At 39.6% G+C, this 16746-nt stretch carries 19 protein-coding genes and 1 pseudogene; 8 read left to right on the forward strand and 12 right to left on the reverse strand.

Annotated elements, in window-relative coordinates; all coding sequences use genetic code 11:
• Window positions 1-285: 285 nt before the first annotated feature.
• The 11 genes from BMG01_RS02430 to BMG01_RS02480 all read right to left on the reverse strand — a co-directional run bounded on the left by BMG01_RS02430 (window position 286) and on the right by BMG01_RS02480 (window position 10646).
• Window positions 286-729, reverse strand: coding sequence for a F0F1 ATP synthase subunit epsilon (locus tag BMG01_RS02430; RefSeq protein WP_004911722.1), 444 nt, complete (start codon window positions 727-729; stop codon window positions 286-288).
• A 14-nt stretch (window positions 730-743) separates the two neighbouring features.
• The gene (atpD, locus tag BMG01_RS02435; RefSeq protein ID WP_004911725.1) at window positions 744-2144 is read right to left on the reverse strand and encodes a F0F1 ATP synthase subunit beta; all 1401 of its coding nucleotides are present in this window, start codon (window positions 2142-2144) and stop codon (window positions 744-746) included.
• 147 nt (window positions 2145-2291) lie between these two features.
• Complete coding sequence (locus BMG01_RS02440) at window positions 2292-3200, reverse strand: F0F1 ATP synthase subunit gamma (protein WP_004911728.1); 909 nt, start codon at window positions 3198-3200, stop codon at window positions 2292-2294.
• 14 nt (window positions 3201-3214) lie between these two features.
• Entirely contained in the window at window positions 3215-4732 is a 1518-nt protein-coding gene (gene atpA, locus BMG01_RS02445) for a F0F1 ATP synthase subunit alpha (RefSeq protein WP_004911729.1), read from the reverse strand.
• Between the two features lie 12 nt (window positions 4733-4744).
• Window positions 4745-5287, reverse strand: a complete 543-nt coding sequence (gene atpH / locus BMG01_RS02450) for an ATP synthase F1 subunit delta (protein ID WP_004911731.1) — start codon at window positions 5285-5287, stop codon at window positions 4745-4747.
• Window positions 5288-5298: 11 nt separating this feature from the next.
• Window positions 5299-5802 (reverse strand): F0F1 ATP synthase subunit B, encoded by a 504-nt coding sequence (gene atpF, locus BMG01_RS02455; RefSeq protein ID WP_004911733.1) that lies wholly within the window; start codon window positions 5800-5802, stop codon window positions 5299-5301.
• Window positions 5803-5828: 26 nt separating this feature from the next.
• A complete protein-coding gene (atpE, locus tag BMG01_RS02460; protein ID WP_004902064.1) occupies window positions 5829-6056 on the reverse strand; it encodes a F0F1 ATP synthase subunit C in 228 nt (75 codons plus the stop codon).
• A 168-nt stretch (window positions 6057-6224) separates the two neighbouring features.
• The gene (gene atpB, locus BMG01_RS02465; RefSeq protein WP_004911735.1) at window positions 6225-6950 is read right to left on the reverse strand and encodes a F0F1 ATP synthase subunit A; all 726 of its coding nucleotides are present in this window, start codon (window positions 6948-6950) and stop codon (window positions 6225-6227) included.
• A gap of 305 nt (window positions 6951-7255) precedes the next feature.
• Window positions 7256-8530, reverse strand: coding sequence for a uracil-xanthine permease family protein (locus tag BMG01_RS02470; RefSeq protein ID WP_004911737.1), 1275 nt, complete (start codon window positions 8528-8530; stop codon window positions 7256-7258).
• A 453-nt stretch (window positions 8531-8983) separates the two neighbouring features.
• Complete coding sequence (locus BMG01_RS02475; protein WP_051586154.1) at window positions 8984-9676, reverse strand: PTS glucose transporter subunit IIA; 693 nt, start codon at window positions 9674-9676, stop codon at window positions 8984-8986.
• Between the two features lie 52 nt (window positions 9677-9728).
• A complete protein-coding gene (locus tag BMG01_RS02480; RefSeq protein ID WP_084013411.1) occupies window positions 9729-10646 on the reverse strand; it encodes an IS30-like element IS1070 family transposase in 918 nt (305 codons plus the stop codon).
• 121 nt (window positions 10647-10767) lie between these two features.
• On the opposite strand from BMG01_RS02480, the gene BMG01_RS02485 reads away from it, so the two are divergent.
• The 5 genes and pseudogenes from BMG01_RS02485 (at window position 10768) to BMG01_RS02505 (ending at window position 14242) form a co-directional block, all read left to right on the forward strand.
• Window positions 10768-11298: a GNAT family N-acetyltransferase gene (locus BMG01_RS02485; RefSeq protein WP_004913200.1), complete on the forward strand. Its 531-nt coding sequence runs from the start codon at window positions 10768-10770 to the stop codon at window positions 11296-11298.
• Window positions 11299-11432: 134 nt separating this feature from the next.
• Window positions 11433-12038, forward strand: coding sequence for a nitroreductase family protein (locus BMG01_RS02490; RefSeq protein ID WP_036067865.1), 606 nt, complete (start codon window positions 11433-11435; stop codon window positions 12036-12038).
• A 215-nt stretch (window positions 12039-12253) separates the two neighbouring features.
• Window positions 12254-12982 (forward strand): annotated as a pseudogene (locus BMG01_RS11625) (glycerophosphodiester phosphodiesterase); the annotation flags it as partial.
• Window positions 12974-13834: a C39 family peptidase gene (locus BMG01_RS02500; protein ID WP_369802583.1), complete on the forward strand. Its 861-nt coding sequence runs from the start codon at window positions 12974-12976 to the stop codon at window positions 13832-13834. The pseudogene BMG01_RS11625 and the gene BMG01_RS02500, both read left to right, overlap by 9 nt.
• A 9-nt stretch (window positions 13835-13843) precedes the next feature.
• Window positions 13844-14242 carry a hypothetical protein gene (locus tag BMG01_RS02505; protein ID WP_036067863.1) on the forward strand — a complete coding sequence of 133 codons (399 nt, stop codon included), beginning with the start codon at window positions 13844-13846 and terminating at the stop codon, window positions 14240-14242.
• A 60-nt stretch (window positions 14243-14302) separates the two neighbouring features.
• Here BMG01_RS02505 and BMG01_RS02510 read toward each other — a convergent pair whose 3' ends face one another.
• Complete coding sequence (locus tag BMG01_RS02510) at window positions 14303-14704, reverse strand: ribonuclease HI family protein (RefSeq protein WP_036067861.1); 402 nt, start codon at window positions 14702-14704, stop codon at window positions 14303-14305.
• A gap of 167 nt (window positions 14705-14871) precedes the next feature.
• On the opposite strand from BMG01_RS02510, the gene BMG01_RS02515 reads away from it, so the two are divergent.
• From BMG01_RS02515 to pyrR, 3 genes are read left to right on the forward strand one after another with little or no spacing between them, the layout of a single operon-like run.
• Complete coding sequence (locus BMG01_RS02515) at window positions 14872-15261, forward strand: EbsA family protein (RefSeq protein ID WP_004910865.1); 390 nt, start codon at window positions 14872-14874, stop codon at window positions 15259-15261.
• Complete coding sequence (locus BMG01_RS02520) at window positions 15251-16189, forward strand: RluA family pseudouridine synthase (RefSeq protein ID WP_004910866.1); 939 nt, start codon at window positions 15251-15253, stop codon at window positions 16187-16189. The genes BMG01_RS02515 and BMG01_RS02520 overlap by 11 nt, the downstream gene beginning before the upstream one ends.
• Entirely contained in the window at window positions 16179-16706 is a 528-nt protein-coding gene (gene pyrR, locus BMG01_RS02525) for a bifunctional pyr operon transcriptional regulator/uracil phosphoribosyltransferase PyrR (protein WP_004910867.1), read from the forward strand. Before BMG01_RS02520 ends, pyrR begins: the two co-directional genes overlap by 11 nt.
• Window positions 16707-16746 lie beyond the last annotated feature (40 nt).

Below are 16746 nucleotides of genomic sequence, written 5' to 3' on the forward strand. Positions count from 1 at the left end.
TTGCGTTACCAGTTTATTCTACACAAGCATTGTCAAATTTTCGTCAAACTTTTGTCAAGAAAAATTCAATGTCTGTCCAGATACTACTTTACCAAAAAAATCATCATCATAGCAAAATAATTATTAAGTATTTCCTCATTTTTAAAATTAATGTACGGAATGTTCTGAACATTCGTCATGATTTTTAATAAAAATACGAACGTTTAGTTTGTAAGCGCTTTTTATACAAATTAATGCCATCATAAAAACCCCGAAATAACTATTTCGAGGTTTTTGTAAATTGATTTAACGTCCAGATTTCAAGGCAGCAACGTGAATTCGGTTAACGGCACGCATCAAAGCAATACGTGCACGCTTTAATTCTTCGTCATTGTTGTCATCTTGGGCATGAGCTAAACGCGCTTCCGCACGTTCTTTAGCACTTTCAGCACGTGACACATCAATTGTGTCAGATGTTTCAGCACTGTCAGCAATCACTGTCAAAATGTTATTAGAAAATTCAGCAATACCACCATTTACGGCCAATGATTCTTTATGATCACCACGCTTGACAATTAATTCATCAATCGTCAATGCAGCTAAGATAGGAACGTGTTTTGCCATAATTCCAATTTGACCACCTTGCGTATTTACAATCGCGATATCAATACCGCTTTCATTGTAAATATCCCCAGCTGGCGTAACAATTTGAACTTGGATGCCGTGTGTTGCAGTTGTTTCATCTGCCATATGTCAATACCCCCTTATTGGGCCATTGTCTTGGCTTTTTCAACAACTTGTTCAATAGCACCAACGTTACGGAACGCATCTTCTGGCAAATCATCATATTTACCATCCAAAATTTCCTTGAATGAACGTACAGTTTCAGCAACTGGTACATATTCACCATTGATACCAGTAAACGTCTCAGCAACTGAGAATGGTTGTGACAAGAAGAATTGAATACGACGTGCACGGTTAACAGTCGTTTTCTCTTCATCTGACAATTCATCCATACCCAAAATTGAGATAATATCTTGCAATTCGCGATAACGTTGCAAAGTACGTTGCACTTCAGTTGCAACTTCATAGTGCTCTTGACCAACGATTTGTGGATCCAAAGCTGATGAAGTTGATGCTAGAGGATCAACCGCAGGATAAATACCTTGCTGTGTCAATGAACGCTCCAAGTTGGTTGTTGCATCCAAGTGCGCAAATGTTGTGGCAGGTGCCGGATCAGTATAATCATCGGCAGGCACATAAACGGCTTGAATTGAGGTAACTGAACCCTTCTTAGTTGAAGTAATTCGCTCCTGCAATTGTCCCATTTCTGTCGCCAACGTTGGCTGGTAACCAACGGCTGATGGAATACGGCCCAACAAGGCTGACACTTCAGAACCAGCTTGAGTGAAACGGAAAATGTTATCAATAAACAACAACACATCCTTACCTTCATTGTCACGGAAGTTTTCAGCCATTGTCAAACCAGTCAAAGCAACACGCATACGTGCACCTGGTGGTTCGTTCATTTGACCATAAACCATGGCTGTTTGTTTCAAAACGCCTGATTCTTCCATTTCGTGGTACATATCATTACCTTCACGGGTACGTTCTCCGACACCTGTGAAAACTGAAATACCATTGTGCCCTTGTGCAATATTGTGAATCAATTCTTGGATTAGAACTGTTTTTCCAACACCGGCACCACCAAACAAACCAATTTTTCCACCACGAACATAAGGTGCCAATAAATCAATAACCTTAATACCCGTTTCCAAAATTTCGGTTGAGTTTGTTAATTCGTCATATTTAGGCGCTTCACGGTGAATTGAACTACGTGGGACATCATTGGCAATTTCGCCATTGTTGTCGACAGGTTCTCCCAAAACGTTGAACACGCGTCCTAATGTTGCTTCACCAACTGGGACTTGGATTGGCTTACCAGTATCAGTGACTGACATACCGCGTTGAAGTCCATCTGTTGAATCCATGGCAATACTACGGACAATCCCGTCACCTAATGCCAAAGATACTTCAACTGTTAATGTTTGGCCTTCGCCTTTGTCAATGACAAGCGCATTGTTAATATCTGGCACTTGTTGACCAGCTTCAAACGCAACATCAACGACCGGACCAATCACTTGTACGACTTTTCCAGTACTCATTGTCGTTTCCTTTCATGATAAACATCAATAACTGAATTACCTTTATCATCTGTCCAAATGTGTCATCACAAATAGTTTTGATATCGGGCAATTATTGATGCATGCTACACAAACAGTAGTTGTGTTTTATTTAATGTGACAGTCGGCTTACTCTAACGCAGCCATACCACCAGTAATTTCTGTAATTTCAGTCGTAATCGCTGCTTGACGTGCTCGGTTAAACTGTAACTCTAAACGACCAATTAGGTCCTTAGCGTTATCAGTAGCGCCCTTCATCGCAGTTGATGAAGCCGCATGTTCAGCCGTTTTTGCGTCAAGCACCGCTTCATACACTAAGCTTTGTGCAAATTGTGGTAAGACAACATTCAACACTGCCGTTGTGTCTGGTTCGATTTCATACGTAGATTGAACGTCTAGTTCCGCTTTTTGCGCTTCTGTTCCACCCATTGCTTCCAACGTATCTGTCGTTAGTGGCAATAACTGGACATCACGGTACTCACTAGTCAATCGGTTAACGAAGTGGTTATACACAACATGCAAGGCATCAAATACGCCAGTTTCATACAAACTCGTTACTGTTTTGACAACAGAACGAATTTCGTTGAATGATGGCACATCCGACACACCGCGATGTTCTAAAATCACTTCAAACCCACGTTTTTTGTAGAAATCGGCACCATTACCACCCACAGCAAGAATAGCTGTGTTAGTGGTATCCAAATTCAATTTCTCTAATAATGCATTGGTTTGCTTAATAACGTTGGCGTTATATGAACCAACCAAACCACGGTCTGATGTTACCACCAAGATACCTGTTTTTTGGATTGGACGTTGTGCAATCAACGGAATATGTTCAGCATCCGCATTATCGAAAAGATGTGCAGAGACAAGATGTTCAACCACCGTCTCTAAACGAGCAGCATAAGCACCATATCCAGCACTATACTTTTGAATTTGACTCAACTTGGCCGTTGAAACCATTTGCATGGCACTCGTAATTTGGCGCGTTTTCTTAGTTGATGAAATACGACGCTGAATATCTTGCAAAGAAGCCATTGCAGCGCCTCCTTTTATTCTGCTGATTCAGATCCAGCAAAGCCAGCCTTAAAGGCCTCAATTGCTGCATTCAAATCAGCCTCTTCAGGTAAGTTCTTGGTTTCAACAATTGTCTTAAACAAACCAGACGCATTGGCGTCAACATAAGCAATTAATTCATCTTGGAAACGTTGAATATCTTCGACAGCAACATCATCCAAGTAACCATGTGTCAAAGCATACAAGACAACAACCTGATGTTGTACTGGCATTGGCTTGTGTAATGGTTGCTTCAGCACTTCAACTGTGCGGCGACCACGAGCCAACTTTGCTTGTGTCGCTGAATCCAAGTCAGATCCGAATTGGGCGAAACTTTCCAATTCACGGAAAGAAGCCAAATCCAAACGCAACGTACCAGCAACCTTCTTCATAGCTTTGATTTGTGCATCACCACCAACACGAGAAACAGAAGTTCCAGCATCAATAGCAGGACGAACACCAGCATAGAATTGATCAGCATCCAAGAACACTTGACCATCGGTAATTGAAATAACGTTGGTTGGAATATATGCTGAAACATCGCCGGCTTGTGTTTCGATGAATGGCAAAGCAGTCATTGAACCACCACCTAATTCATCACTTAACTTGGCAGCACGTTCTAGCAAACGTGAATGCAAGTAGAAAACATCACCGGGATAAGCTTCACGTCCGGGCGGACGACGAAGAATCAATGACAGTTCACGGTAAGCCGTAGCCTGCTTTGACAAATCGTCGTACACGATCAACACGTGCTTGCCATTGTACATAAATTCTTCACCCATTGCTGCACCGACATAAGGCGCCAAATACAACATAGGAGCTGGTTCAGAAGGACCAGCGTTAACAACGATTGTGTAATCCATAGCACCCATTTGGCGCAAAGTTTCAACTTGTGTACGCACAGTTGAATCCTTTTGACCAATAGCCACATAGATAACAATCATGTTTTGATCTTTTTGGTTCAAAATTGTATCGATAGCCAAAGACGTTTTACCAGTCTTACGGTCACCAATAATCAATTCACGTTGTCCTCGTCCAATAGGAACAAGGGCATCGATTGCTTTAATTCCAGTTTGCAACGGTTCAAAAACTGATTTACGTTGCATAACACCGGGTGCTTTTACTTCAACAGGGCGTGTCTTATCAGTTTTGATATCACCCAATCCATCAATTGGTTGACCCAAAGCATTTACAACGCGTCCGATTAATTGTTCGCCAACTGGCACTTCCATGATACGGCCAGTACGCTTTACTGTGTCACCTTCACGAATGTCGTCAAAACCACCAAGAATGATGATACCGACTTCGTTTGATTCGAGGTTTTGGGCCATGCCGTAAGTGCCATTAGCAAATTCGACAAGTTCACCAGCCAAGGCGTTAGCCAAGCCAGTTACACGGGCCACACCATCACCAACATAAGTGACAGTTCCCACTTCTTCTACAGTTAGCGTTGTGTCGAACTTTTCGAGCTGTTGCTTAATTAAAGCAGATATTTCTTCAGCTTGAATAGCCATTATTCTTCCTCACTAACCTAATAATTGTGCCTTCATTTTGGCAATTTTTGTTTGTAAGCTACCATCAATCAAAATTGATTGTGATTGCAAGATAACACCACCAAGGATGCTGCTATCAACTACGTTTTCAATATTAACTTGTTTTGCACCCGTCTTGGTTGCAAATACGGTCGCTAATTTATCTAAACGTTGGTCATCTAAAGCAACAGCTGTCGTTGCTTTGACATCAACGATACCTTTGGCCTCATTATAATGATTGACAAATTGATCAATGACCAAAGACAAAATGTCTATGCGATCATTACGTGCCAACAGCTTAACCAAATTTTGAATTGACTCCGCTGCGCCTTTTGTGAGTGTCTGTAACAATTGTTCACGATCTGTCGTCGTTAAATCCGAAGCAGTCACAACAGTTACAAAACTTGGATTCTCAGTGATTAACTTTTGAATCGTTTCTAAGTCACGCAAGACATCATCAAGCTGATTTTGTTCACTTGCTAGCTCAAAAATTGCTTTGGCGTATTGGTCAGCAATTTCTTTAATATTTTTTGCCATCCCAATACTCCTTATTTAGTTTCTAAATCTGAAATGTAAGCATCAATTAATGCTTGTTGATCATTCAACGACAATTCCTTTTGCATCAACTTTGACGCAATAGCCACTGAAAGGGCTGCTACATCATCTTTTGCACCAGAAATTGCGTCTTCCTTGAGCTTTTGTGCATCCGTCTGAGCTTGTTGGTTAATTGAAGCTGCGCGATCAGTTGCAGCAGCAATCAATGAATCACTTTGCTTTTGAGCACTTGCCTTGGCATCTGCTACCACTTTTGTGGCGTTTTGACGCGTCTCGGCTAGCTCAGATTGACGTTGTGATGCTAATTGTTCTGCCTCTTGACGAGCTGATTCAGCTCCGTCAATATCAGAAGAAATTTTATCTGCACGTTCGTCAAGAATTTTTGTCAATGGTCCGTAGGCCACCTTCTTCAAAATGAGCATCAACAAGAGGAAGGCAATGATAATAAACAGCATATTTCCCAATGGAAGTGCTGCTAATGTTGTTAATCCCAACATGATTTTCCTCCGCTACTATTATGTGATTACTTGCCCATCAACATGAAGGCGAAGACGATTGACAAAATTGGCATAACTTCGACCAACGCGACACCCAAGAACATACGTGACAACAAACGACTTTCAAGTTCAGGTTGGCGACTCATACCTGCCAAGAACTGTGAGATCAAAACACCGTTACCAATACCACCACCAACGGCAGCTCCAGCAGCTGCAAGACCTGCTGCGATTACACCAAGATTGTGCAAATCCATTAGATTTCTCCTTATTGTACCGTGTAGTAGGGGTCCCCATACCACACACTTTATACTATATAGATGATACGCTCTCGCGTTCTTTTGGCAAACCAACTCGTGTCATAACCCCATTAAACAACTAGGTCTAGTGTGATTGTGGCACAAATCCCATTTGCTCCAACAACACTATTCATTACCTGACAATTGTGAAATAAACACACCCGTCAAAATAACAAATACGTATGCTTGAATGGCACCAATAAAGAGTGAAAATCCTTGCCAAACCATTTCGATTGGCAATGACAACACTGACCAAAGACCATTAAAGTGTCCTGGCCATGCCAAACTGTTAGCTACGAGTGTCAGCAACATTTCGCCAGCGAAGATGTTACCAAACAAACGCAGTGACAACGTCAAGAAATTGGCTAATTGTTCGATAATATTCAATGGTAACATCCATGAATACGGTGTGAAGAACATATTCTTGATATAGCCCTTAAAGCCAAGTTCCTGCACGCCCATACCATGAGCTACCATTAACGACATAATTGCCAAAGTCATTGTTACAATTGGGTTGGCCGTTGGTGACTTAATATAAGTCACACCATCACCAAGCTTAATTTGTAACAGCAAGCCCATTTCGTTTGACACAATTATAAAGAAAAACAATGTAAATGCGAACAAACCAAATTGACGTGCTTGTTTTTTTGATAGTTGTCCACCAACGATACCGTTCGTGAAATCTAACAAATATTCAATCACATTTTGCCGCTTGTTAGGTTTTACACTAAGATTGCGGGTCAATACAACTGAGACAATGACAACAATCGCCATAGCCAGCAACGTTGAAATAATGGTGGTCCAATCAAAGGTCAAACCAAGAAACTCAAACGTTGCCATTGGGTCATCCATGCGCCTTCTCCTTTCTCAAATATTTGGCGAAATGGTCGTAAGTATTTCGGCTATTCGTCATAATATAAACCTATGATACGCCTTTCAGTTTGAATTTCAACCACTTAGCGCGACCTTTTTCACAAACTTTTTATTATCTTGACTTTGTAAGGTTGTCAACATAGTTATCAACGCCCATAAATTAAAATTTTGACTGATTAATTTCGATTGGCAACAAGATTATTTCATCACAATTTCAATCAAAAAAGGGTTGTGTTTCAGCATTTTTAGCCTAACACAACACCTTTTCGCAAAGTTTATTCAAATTACTTTTCACTAGCAGCCACTTTTGGCAAAACTAGATTCAACACAATTCCCAAAACGGTAGCAATAGCGACACCTGAAAAGTCCACTTGCGAACTTAACTGTAAATGGAAATTACCAATACCAACCACAAGAATCGGTGCAGCAATCATTAAATTGCGCTTTTTACTGTAATCAACCTTATTGTCTACAATGACCTGCAGTCCCGCCGCCGCAATGACACCGTAAAGCATGAAACCAACACCACCAGTAACGGCACCAGGAATAGTTGAAATCAATGCAGATAACTTACCAATGAAACTGAAAACAACGGCGAAAAATGCCGCACCACCAATAACCCATACTGAGTAAACACGACTTAACTGCATAACACCAATGTTTTCCCCGTATGACGTTACTGCAGGTCCACCAACCAATCCAGCGACTACTGAAGCCGTACCGTCACCAGTTAACGTACGTTTCAAGCCAGGATTAGCGAAAAAATCATGCCCAGTAATTTTAGACAATACCATCAAATGACCTAAATGTTCTGATAGGGTTACTAACGCCAAAGGCGCCATGCTCAGCACCGCTGCCGGATAAAAGACGAAGCCATTTTTACCAATAAAGGTTTCAAAGTTAGGTAATTGGAACCAGTGCGCTGAAGCAACTGGGCTTAGGTCAACTAGACCAACCATTAACGCGACAATATAACCAAATATAATTCCCAGCAACACAGGCAGCAAACCCAAGAATCCCTTTAAGAACATATTAAATGCAATTGTCGCAAGGAGTGTAACCAAAGCGACAACAAAGACGCGCCAATCATATTTATTGTTAAGCATTGTCGCAGAGCTAGCAGCTGAACCAGCTAAACTCAGACCGATAACCATAATAATCGGACCAACAACTTCCGCTGGAAAAATGTATTCGATCCAACCAGTTCCTGTAAATGTCACAACAAGTGCAACAATTAAATAAACTAGACCAACAGAAATGATACCTTGCGCAACGGCAGGATAGCCAATTGTTTTCAAAAGCGAAGCCATTGGTATAATAAAGGCAAAACTTGAGCCCATGTACGCCGGCACTTTACCACGCGTAATCAATAGATGTAAGAGTGTGCCGACTCCCGAAGTAAACAAGGCTACGCCGGGATTTAACCCAACTAGCAACGGTACTAAGACTGTTGCGCCAAACATTGAAAACAAATGCTGCAATGATAATCCAAGCCAAACTAAAAATGGTGGTTTGTCATGAAGATCATAGATAGCATTGCTATTGGTATTTTCTGACATAATTACTCTCCTGAACGTATTGAATCTATTATATACAAAAAACCTGACCTCATGCACGATGATGTCAGGTTTTTTGTTATATAATTTTGTCAAATATGCGCGGCAAACGCATAGTGTTGCTGAAACATCCACTGTCACGCAACACCTCGCTCCTTGCCAGTACACAACGTCATCCCACTATTTTTGGGGTGGTCAGACAAAATTTGTCTGCTACATATATATCATTCGGATAACCTGTGTACTTTTGTGACTTCAGTTGATTGCGCTTTATCATTAGCATTTGTTTATTCTGATTCGAATAATTAAATCATCTCAACCTTAGTCTGCGAGGCGTTACCTTGAACTGCTTCAATTTCTGTCAAATTGTTTTGCGACATTCATGGCCTCCTCTTATTTGATTAACTATAGTATATCATTCTTTGTAAGCGCTTTCAACTGTTTTTTATCCTTATTTTAGTACATTATTTGACCGACATAGTTCCCACCATGACCATCAAAATCCAATTCGTCATCAATTTTAACGGTGGCTGTTTCTGGTAATTCGAGGCAAATCACCATAATCGTTGCCATTTTGTCAGCTTGATGAATTGCTTCAATGTTCATATCTGCCAGTAAATCCCCATGTTTGACATGATCACCGACGGCAATTTTAAGATCAAATGGCGCGCCATTCATAGCGACTGTGTCAATGCCCATGTGAACCAACACATCTGTACCACGCTCTGTTTTAATACCGATAGCATGTTGTGTTGGTGCAATCATTGTAATTTCACCATCAATCGGCGATAAAACATTACCATTAATAGGCTCAATTGCAAAACCATCTCCCATCACTTTGCTGGCAAACGTATCATCTTTGACATGTTCCAAATGTAAAAGTTGCCCATCAGCTACCGCAAAAAGTGATTCAACTGTCGTATGGTTAGCTGGTGTTGTCGCCCTCGCGGTTGTCATTTCTCTTGATTTTAATGGTGTCGCCAGCATCGGTGACAAGTTGCCGTCATAAATGTTTTGAATATTATCTGCCACAAATTGCACATCTGGCCCAATCACAATATGAATTTGATGTTGGTCTAAAACATTAACACCCATAACACCCGGAGCATGTTTTAGCGCGTTAACATCGGCCAATGTCGTATCAGTCATTTTGTAACGTAAACGCGTCGTACAATTATATAAATAAGGTAGATTGCAAGAATTAACCGAACACTGCAAACTGCTGAAAAACCTTTCGTGGTGATTGCCAGTTGAGTGTTTTCATTGGTCTCGCATTGATCCAATGATTAATTTGATCTAATTCTTTGGCGCTAACTGTTTCAATTTTGCGTTCTTTCGGTATAAAACGACGGACGTATCGATTTAATATCTCATTACTCCCACGTTCTTCTGGTGAATATGGGTGCGCAAAATAGACTGGAATGCCTAGTTTTTGCTCGATTTCGTTATATTTTGCAAATTCTCGCCCACGATCAACAGTGATTGACTTGGCATTTTTGATCCCTTGAAAAAAACGAATTAAGACTGGTGTCACTGCCTGACTATTGCGCCCAGTGACCTGTCTCACGATATGTTGCCGGCTTAGTCTTTCAGTAATTGTCACCAGCACATCGCCACGTCTTTTACCCGATTGCATAGTGTCAACTTCAAAATGTCCAAAGGTTTGTCGTGCTTTCACACTTTCAGGTCTCGTTTCAATCGAACGACCATGCACAAATACTTGTCGTCTACCATCAGATTGACGCTTTTGACGGATACCTTTTTCAGGTAAATCAGCTAATGACAGTTTGAGTCGGCCAGCATTGAGCCAATTATAAATCGTTTTGAAAGGTAACCCTAAAACATGCGCAGCGGTTTCTGGTGACCACTTCAATATACCAATGTGGTGATTCAAAAAGACAGCGATAGCTGGTGTTAGCGTGTCATGACGACCACGTAGATGACGTTTTTTCAATGCCAATGCATGAGCAATCTCAGCTTTATAGGGTGTAACTTGATGAATTTCAATCGAAACGGTTGAAGGAGAGCGTTTAATAAAGCGCGCAATGGCACGAACAGAATAATTCAATTCGAGTAAAGTTTGAATGACAGTGCGTTCTTGAGATGATAAACTAGTCATGAGTCGCAGTTCCTTTATGGTTGTTTTAGACAATTACCATTAAAGGCGCTGCGGCTTTTTTATTCAAGTGTTCGGTTTAATTTTACAATCTACCATAATTATAACTAAAAGGATAATGACTATGACAACAGTTTTCATGCGGCCAGCCATCAAGTCAGATTTAAAAGCAATTGCAACTCTTATTGATGGCGCCCGTCAATTTCTCAAATCGCAAGGCCTATCACAATGGCAATCTGGCTATCCAAATGAAGAAACCGTTGCAACAGATATCGCATTAAATCGTGGCTATGTATTGGTTGTGGGCAGTGAAGTAGCTGGGTACACAGCATTACTTGCAGGAACAGACCCAGTATATGAAGCAATTACAGATGGCCAGTGGCTTTCTGAAGCTGACGATTATATCAGTATTCACCGTTTTGCTATCTCGGATGGTTTTCGTGGTCAAAAGTTGGCGCAACGCTTTATGACAGCTATTTTAACATTATGCTATGACAAGAAACAATTCGATGTGAGAATTGATACTCATCCAGGAAATCATCCGATGCAGTCCGTTATTACAGGCAATGGTTTTGAAAAACGAGGCGTTGTCTATATTAATGAGGGGCAAGAAATTAATGGTGAACGAAGGGCTTATCAATTGATCTTGTCATGATGATTAACCATAAAAGTGCCACAGGTCTCAAAACGTGTGGCACTTTTAAAATGTTAAAAATTCATATTTGCTATTTACTTACTTAAAATAAGCGGTTATAATAAAACTATATTAATTTGATAAGGGGTCAACAGATGACATCATTTACAGAATTACAACAACAGCGGCGGACAATTTACGGACTGGGTCGAAATGTTCAGCAAACATCAGAAGATTTATTTGACCTCGTCAAGTCAGCAGTTCGTCAAGCGCCAACTGCATTCAATAATCAAACGGTGCACAGTATTGTTTTGACTGGCGATGCCCATGAAAAGCTTTGGGACATTGTCGCAAAACGTTTAAAAGAAGAAGTACCCGATGAAAGCGCTTATCAAGCAACTTTAGCAAAAATTAATGCGAGCTTTAAGGCTGGATTTGGTACCGTATTGTTTTTCACAGACACTTCGATTGTGAAGTCATTTGAAGAAAATATACCACTTTACGCAGAAAATTTTCAGGATTGGTCTGAACAAGGTCATGGTATTGCGGAATACGCTACTTGGTTAGCATTAACAGAAGCAGGATTGGGCGCTTCCTTGCAACATTATAATCCATTGATTGACGATGAAGTGGCCAAAGCTTTTGATGTCCCTAGTACATGGCGTTTACGTGCGCAATTAGTATTTGGATCTATTGAAGCACCAGCTGCTAATAAAGATTTTGTTGAAGATAATGAGCGTTTTAAACATTATAGTAAATAAAAAATAATATCCAATCATGAAAAAGTGTGAATTAAACCACACTTTTTTTTTGGATAATATACTAGACTCTTATATAATTTTATGCAAAAAAAATGCAATTAATATATAATGATACTTGTTCGGTAATTAATTAATTGTTAGTTATACTTACAATTGATATAGAGAGTGAGAGAAAAATAATGAAAAAAGTTGTTCTGTGCTTTATCATGTGTTTAATGTTTTTCGGTGAGTCTATCCATTGCTACGCTAATGATGGAACTAATGATACATCTGTCAAGAGTAGTTTAAACACACACGATTCAAAAGATAATGGCGCCATTAGTTCTCAAGTTACTAGTGACTCCAGTGTGAGTCAAGTGAATAATGAAACAGTAGAAAAACCTGTGATTAGTTATTCTACACATGTTCAAAATGAAGGATGGCAAAAAAATGTTGAAAACGGTGCTGTTTCTGGAACGACAGGGCAGAGATTAAGACTAGAAGCAATAAAAATACAAGTTGCTAATTTGAATAAAACCTATCCTGGTGGTGTGACCTACTCAACCCATGTTCAAAATATTGGTTGGTAAAGTTATTTGTCTAATGGCGAGTCAGCAGGAACAACTGGTAGATCACTACGTCTAGAAGCCATCAAAATAAATCTTACTGGGGAATTAAGTAAGCATTATGATGTATATTACAGAGTCCATGTAGAAAATTTCGGCTGGCTTTCGTGGGGAAAGAATGATGCTCCTGTTGGTTCTGCTGGTTTTGCATCATGTTTAGAAGCAATTCAAATCAAGCTAGTTGCAAAAGGAACAGCTTTTTCAGAGGATCAGTTACGACCATTCATTTCAGCTAGCTCTATCTCATACCAATCCCATGTTCAAAATATTGGTTGGCAATCTTCTGTAAATAATGGTGAAATTTCGGGAACAACTGGTAAAGGCTTAAGGATGGAAGCTCTTAGAATAAATACTATTAACAATGGATTGGGAGGAAGCATAGTTTATCAAGGGCATGTGCAAGATGTTGGCTGGCAATCCGAGGTTGGAAATAATGTTATTACTGGTACTGTTGGACAGGGTAAGCGCTTGGAAGCTTTAAAAGTATCGTTAAGGGGTGAATTATCCAAATATTATGACGTATATTATCGTGCACATGTTGAGAATAAAGGCTGGTTGGACTGGACAAAAAATGGTGGAATAATTGGTAGCATAGGTGCTTCAAAGAGAATGGAATCTGTTCAGATTTTACTGGTTTTAAAGGGTGCAACTGCACCAGCTATTGGAAACCATTCATATGCGACAATTAATGATTTTCCAAGACCAAAACCGACGTATTTTTCACAATTGGATTCTAGATGGTCTAAAAATAAATTTAACTCGTCAACAATCGGTCCAACTGGTTGTGTACCGACCAGTTTAGCTATGATTTTACACGGTTCTTATGGAATGAATTTGTCCCCAGCTGACGTAGCAAAACGAATGGATGGATTTAGTCCTTGGGCAATAGGTGCTTCCGGAAAGGACATAGTCGTGACCGCAAAATCTTACGGTCGCTCAGTCGAACAAATTAGTTCGCAGTCTCGAGCTCAATTATTATTAAGTCAGGGTATACCACTCATAATGATTGAAAATGTTGGGATAGATCCTGCTGTTACGGTGTACGGGTATAACAATGGAAAAACTGAAGTGTTTGATCCTTACAATAAAATGTTTTTTCAAGGATGGAACTCTCTTAATTATATGTGGAATAAAGTGGGAACGGATTCGGTTGATTGGGATGCAGGAAGACCAGTATTTGCGATTAGGTAAAGAAATATTATGAAATATAAAAAAGTAAATTGCGTTTTAATCATTATAATGTTAATGATGATAATAGGTTTTACTTTTTATTTTCACAGTTTGCAAATAAAAACAACTAGCAAAAAAACAGCTGAAAGAACGCAACAACGGTCTAGTTCAACGACGAAAATTAGTGAGCCTCATAATAGCTCATCGATTGATACTGAACAATCATCAAGTAATTCATCATCTAGTAGTACGACGCTGAGGGAAGATGCTACACTAAAATCAAAGATAAATAAAGCAAGAATGGCACTATATGAAGCAGGGATTGATTCATCTTCAATTTCTGATAATGAATTATTAAAATATTGGAATACTGCTCACCAAAAAAAAATAAACTTTGTCAAGTATATTGAAAGTATACTGTCAAAATAAAAAAAGCGAAACGATTATGAAGTGAACCCAAATAGTTGGACAGAATAAAAATCTGTTCAACTATTTGGGTTCACATCGATTAGCGTTTCGCTTTTTTAACGCTTGCATTGCGAGCTGATGAGCGCCCTGATTTTGCTTTTCAGGTATCCAATTGACTAGAACCAAAGGATATTCAGTTAATAAGGTCATAATTTGATCAACATAAGACTGATAATGTTTGGCGTATTTTTTTTGAATGGCGTCAGCGACGATTTTTGAATCGGTATAAATCTGTAAATTATCAACCATAGGTAGCTGTTTGATACTCCAGATAAGTCCCATAAATTCGGCTTCATGGTTATCAGCGCTTTGAGGTAAAGCCTTTTTGAGTTGTTGCTGTTGTTTGTTAATAATTAAAACTGCGCCAACTGCTGATTGTCCGTCATGCACGTTTCGGGCGGCGTCAACATAAAGTGTCAGCATGTCCAAAATCCTCTAAAATTGTTTACAATCCCTAGTATAACAGAAGTCGGGTGTCTAAAAAATTATCGCTTTGATATTGGCGAGCTAACTTTTGTTTGTCATCATTTTTTTAATATCAAAAATCTGGTAAAATAGGTTACGAATACGTTTATAGAAAAGAGTTTCACATGGTACCAAAACGCGGTTATTTTCAGCCAATTGATTCTGTCGGCCTCATGAGTTGGTTATGGTGGGGCGTATTTTTAATGTTAAGCTTCATTATTTGGAATGAAATTGGCTTCAAGTTTGATATTTTTCCAATTGCTAGCATTTTAGTAGTGGTCTTAGTGGGCCTGTTAATGATTATTCGTAGGCGCGTTTATTTGGCCGGCTCACAAATTTTTTTGGGACGTATTTTAATGGCTGAATACGAAAAAGTTAAGTTAGAAGATATTGATAATTGGCAAATAAAGGGACGATTTCTGTCTTTTGAACGCGCAGATCGTAAAAGAAAATACCTATTAAGTCGCAATGTTGCAGAACAAATTAAAGGATATAAAGATACGAATGGTAGATAACATAACGATTAACATTGTTGATCAGGTTGGGCGTATTGATGGTGTTTTGGCAAAAGAAACGTTACCATATTCTAGGACAACACTTTCAGAATGGCTGGTAAATGGCAATATTTTAGTCAATGGCAAACAAGTGAAAAGATCTTACAAAGTATCTTCAGGTGATGTTGTCACAATTACGCCGCCAGAAACTAAAGACACTGAAATTTTGGCTGAAAATATACCGCTTGATATTGTATACGAAGATGATGATTTGTTAGTCGTTAATAAACCTCAGGGCATAGTTGTGCATCCGGCTGCCGGCCATACAAGCGGTACCCTGGTGAATGCTCTAATGTATCATTCACCACTGTCTACTATTAATGGTGAATTTCGGCCGGGCATTGTGCACCGCATTGACCGCGACACTAGTGGTTTGCTGATGGTTGCTAAAAATGATGTTGCTCATCAAGCACTGTCAGCACAATTAAAAGCTCATAAAAATCAACGTATCTATATTGCACTAGTTCGCGGCGAATTTCAGGAAGATACTGGCACCATTTCGGCACCGCTAGCGCGTCATAAAGTTGATCGTAAAAAACAAGCTGTGACTGAAGGCGGACGGGAAGCCATTACACATTTTCAAGTCTTAAAACGGTTTGTCGGCTATACACTATTGCAAGTTCGTTTAGAAACCGGACGTACACATCAAATTCGTGTTCACATGACTTATATTGGGCACCCTATTGTCGGTGATCCGGTCTATGGTAATGCACAAAAGTTAGCAAATGTTACACTGAATGGTCAGCTATTACATGCAAAGACCTTGTCATTAACGCAGCCAACGACAGGTGAACAGTTAACGTTTGATAGTGTACTCCCAGATTATTTTGATAAAGCGTTAGCAACATTAACACCTATTATTCGAAAGGATGAAAACAATGGCAAATAAAGAAGTTTTAGATAATGCCTCTTTGCAAAGAGCGCTAACTCGTATTACATATGAAATCATTGAGCGAAACAAAGGTGGAGAAGACCTCGTTTTGGTTGGTATTAAAACACGCGGTGAGTTTTTGGCACATCGCATTGCCGATCGACTAGAACAACTTGAAGGTGTTCGTATACCAGTGATGGCGATTGATATTACTAATTTTCGTGATGATATCCCAGATCATCATGATGATCTGGGACTGAATCAAGCTGAACGGTTAAACATTTCTGAAAAAAATATTGTGCTGATTGATGATGTACTGTTTACTGGACGAACAATTCGTGCAGCATTGGACGCCTTAATTCATATTGGTCGTCCAAAAACGATTGCCTTGGCTGTTTTAGTGGATCGTGGTCACCGAGAATTGCCAATTCGTGCAGACTTTGTTGGAAAAAATATTCCAACAGCTCAGAATGAAAAAATCAAAGTATTTGTACAGGAAATTGATGGCAAGGACGCCGTGGAAATTGTCCACTAAATTGTAATTTGTTGGTTATCTTGATGTTAGATCATGACAA

Origin of the sequence: Leuconostoc sp. BM2, from assembly GCF_002095565.1 — a bacterium.
GTDB lineage: Bacteria > Bacillota > Bacilli > Lactobacillales > Lactobacillaceae > Leuconostoc > Leuconostoc falkenbergense.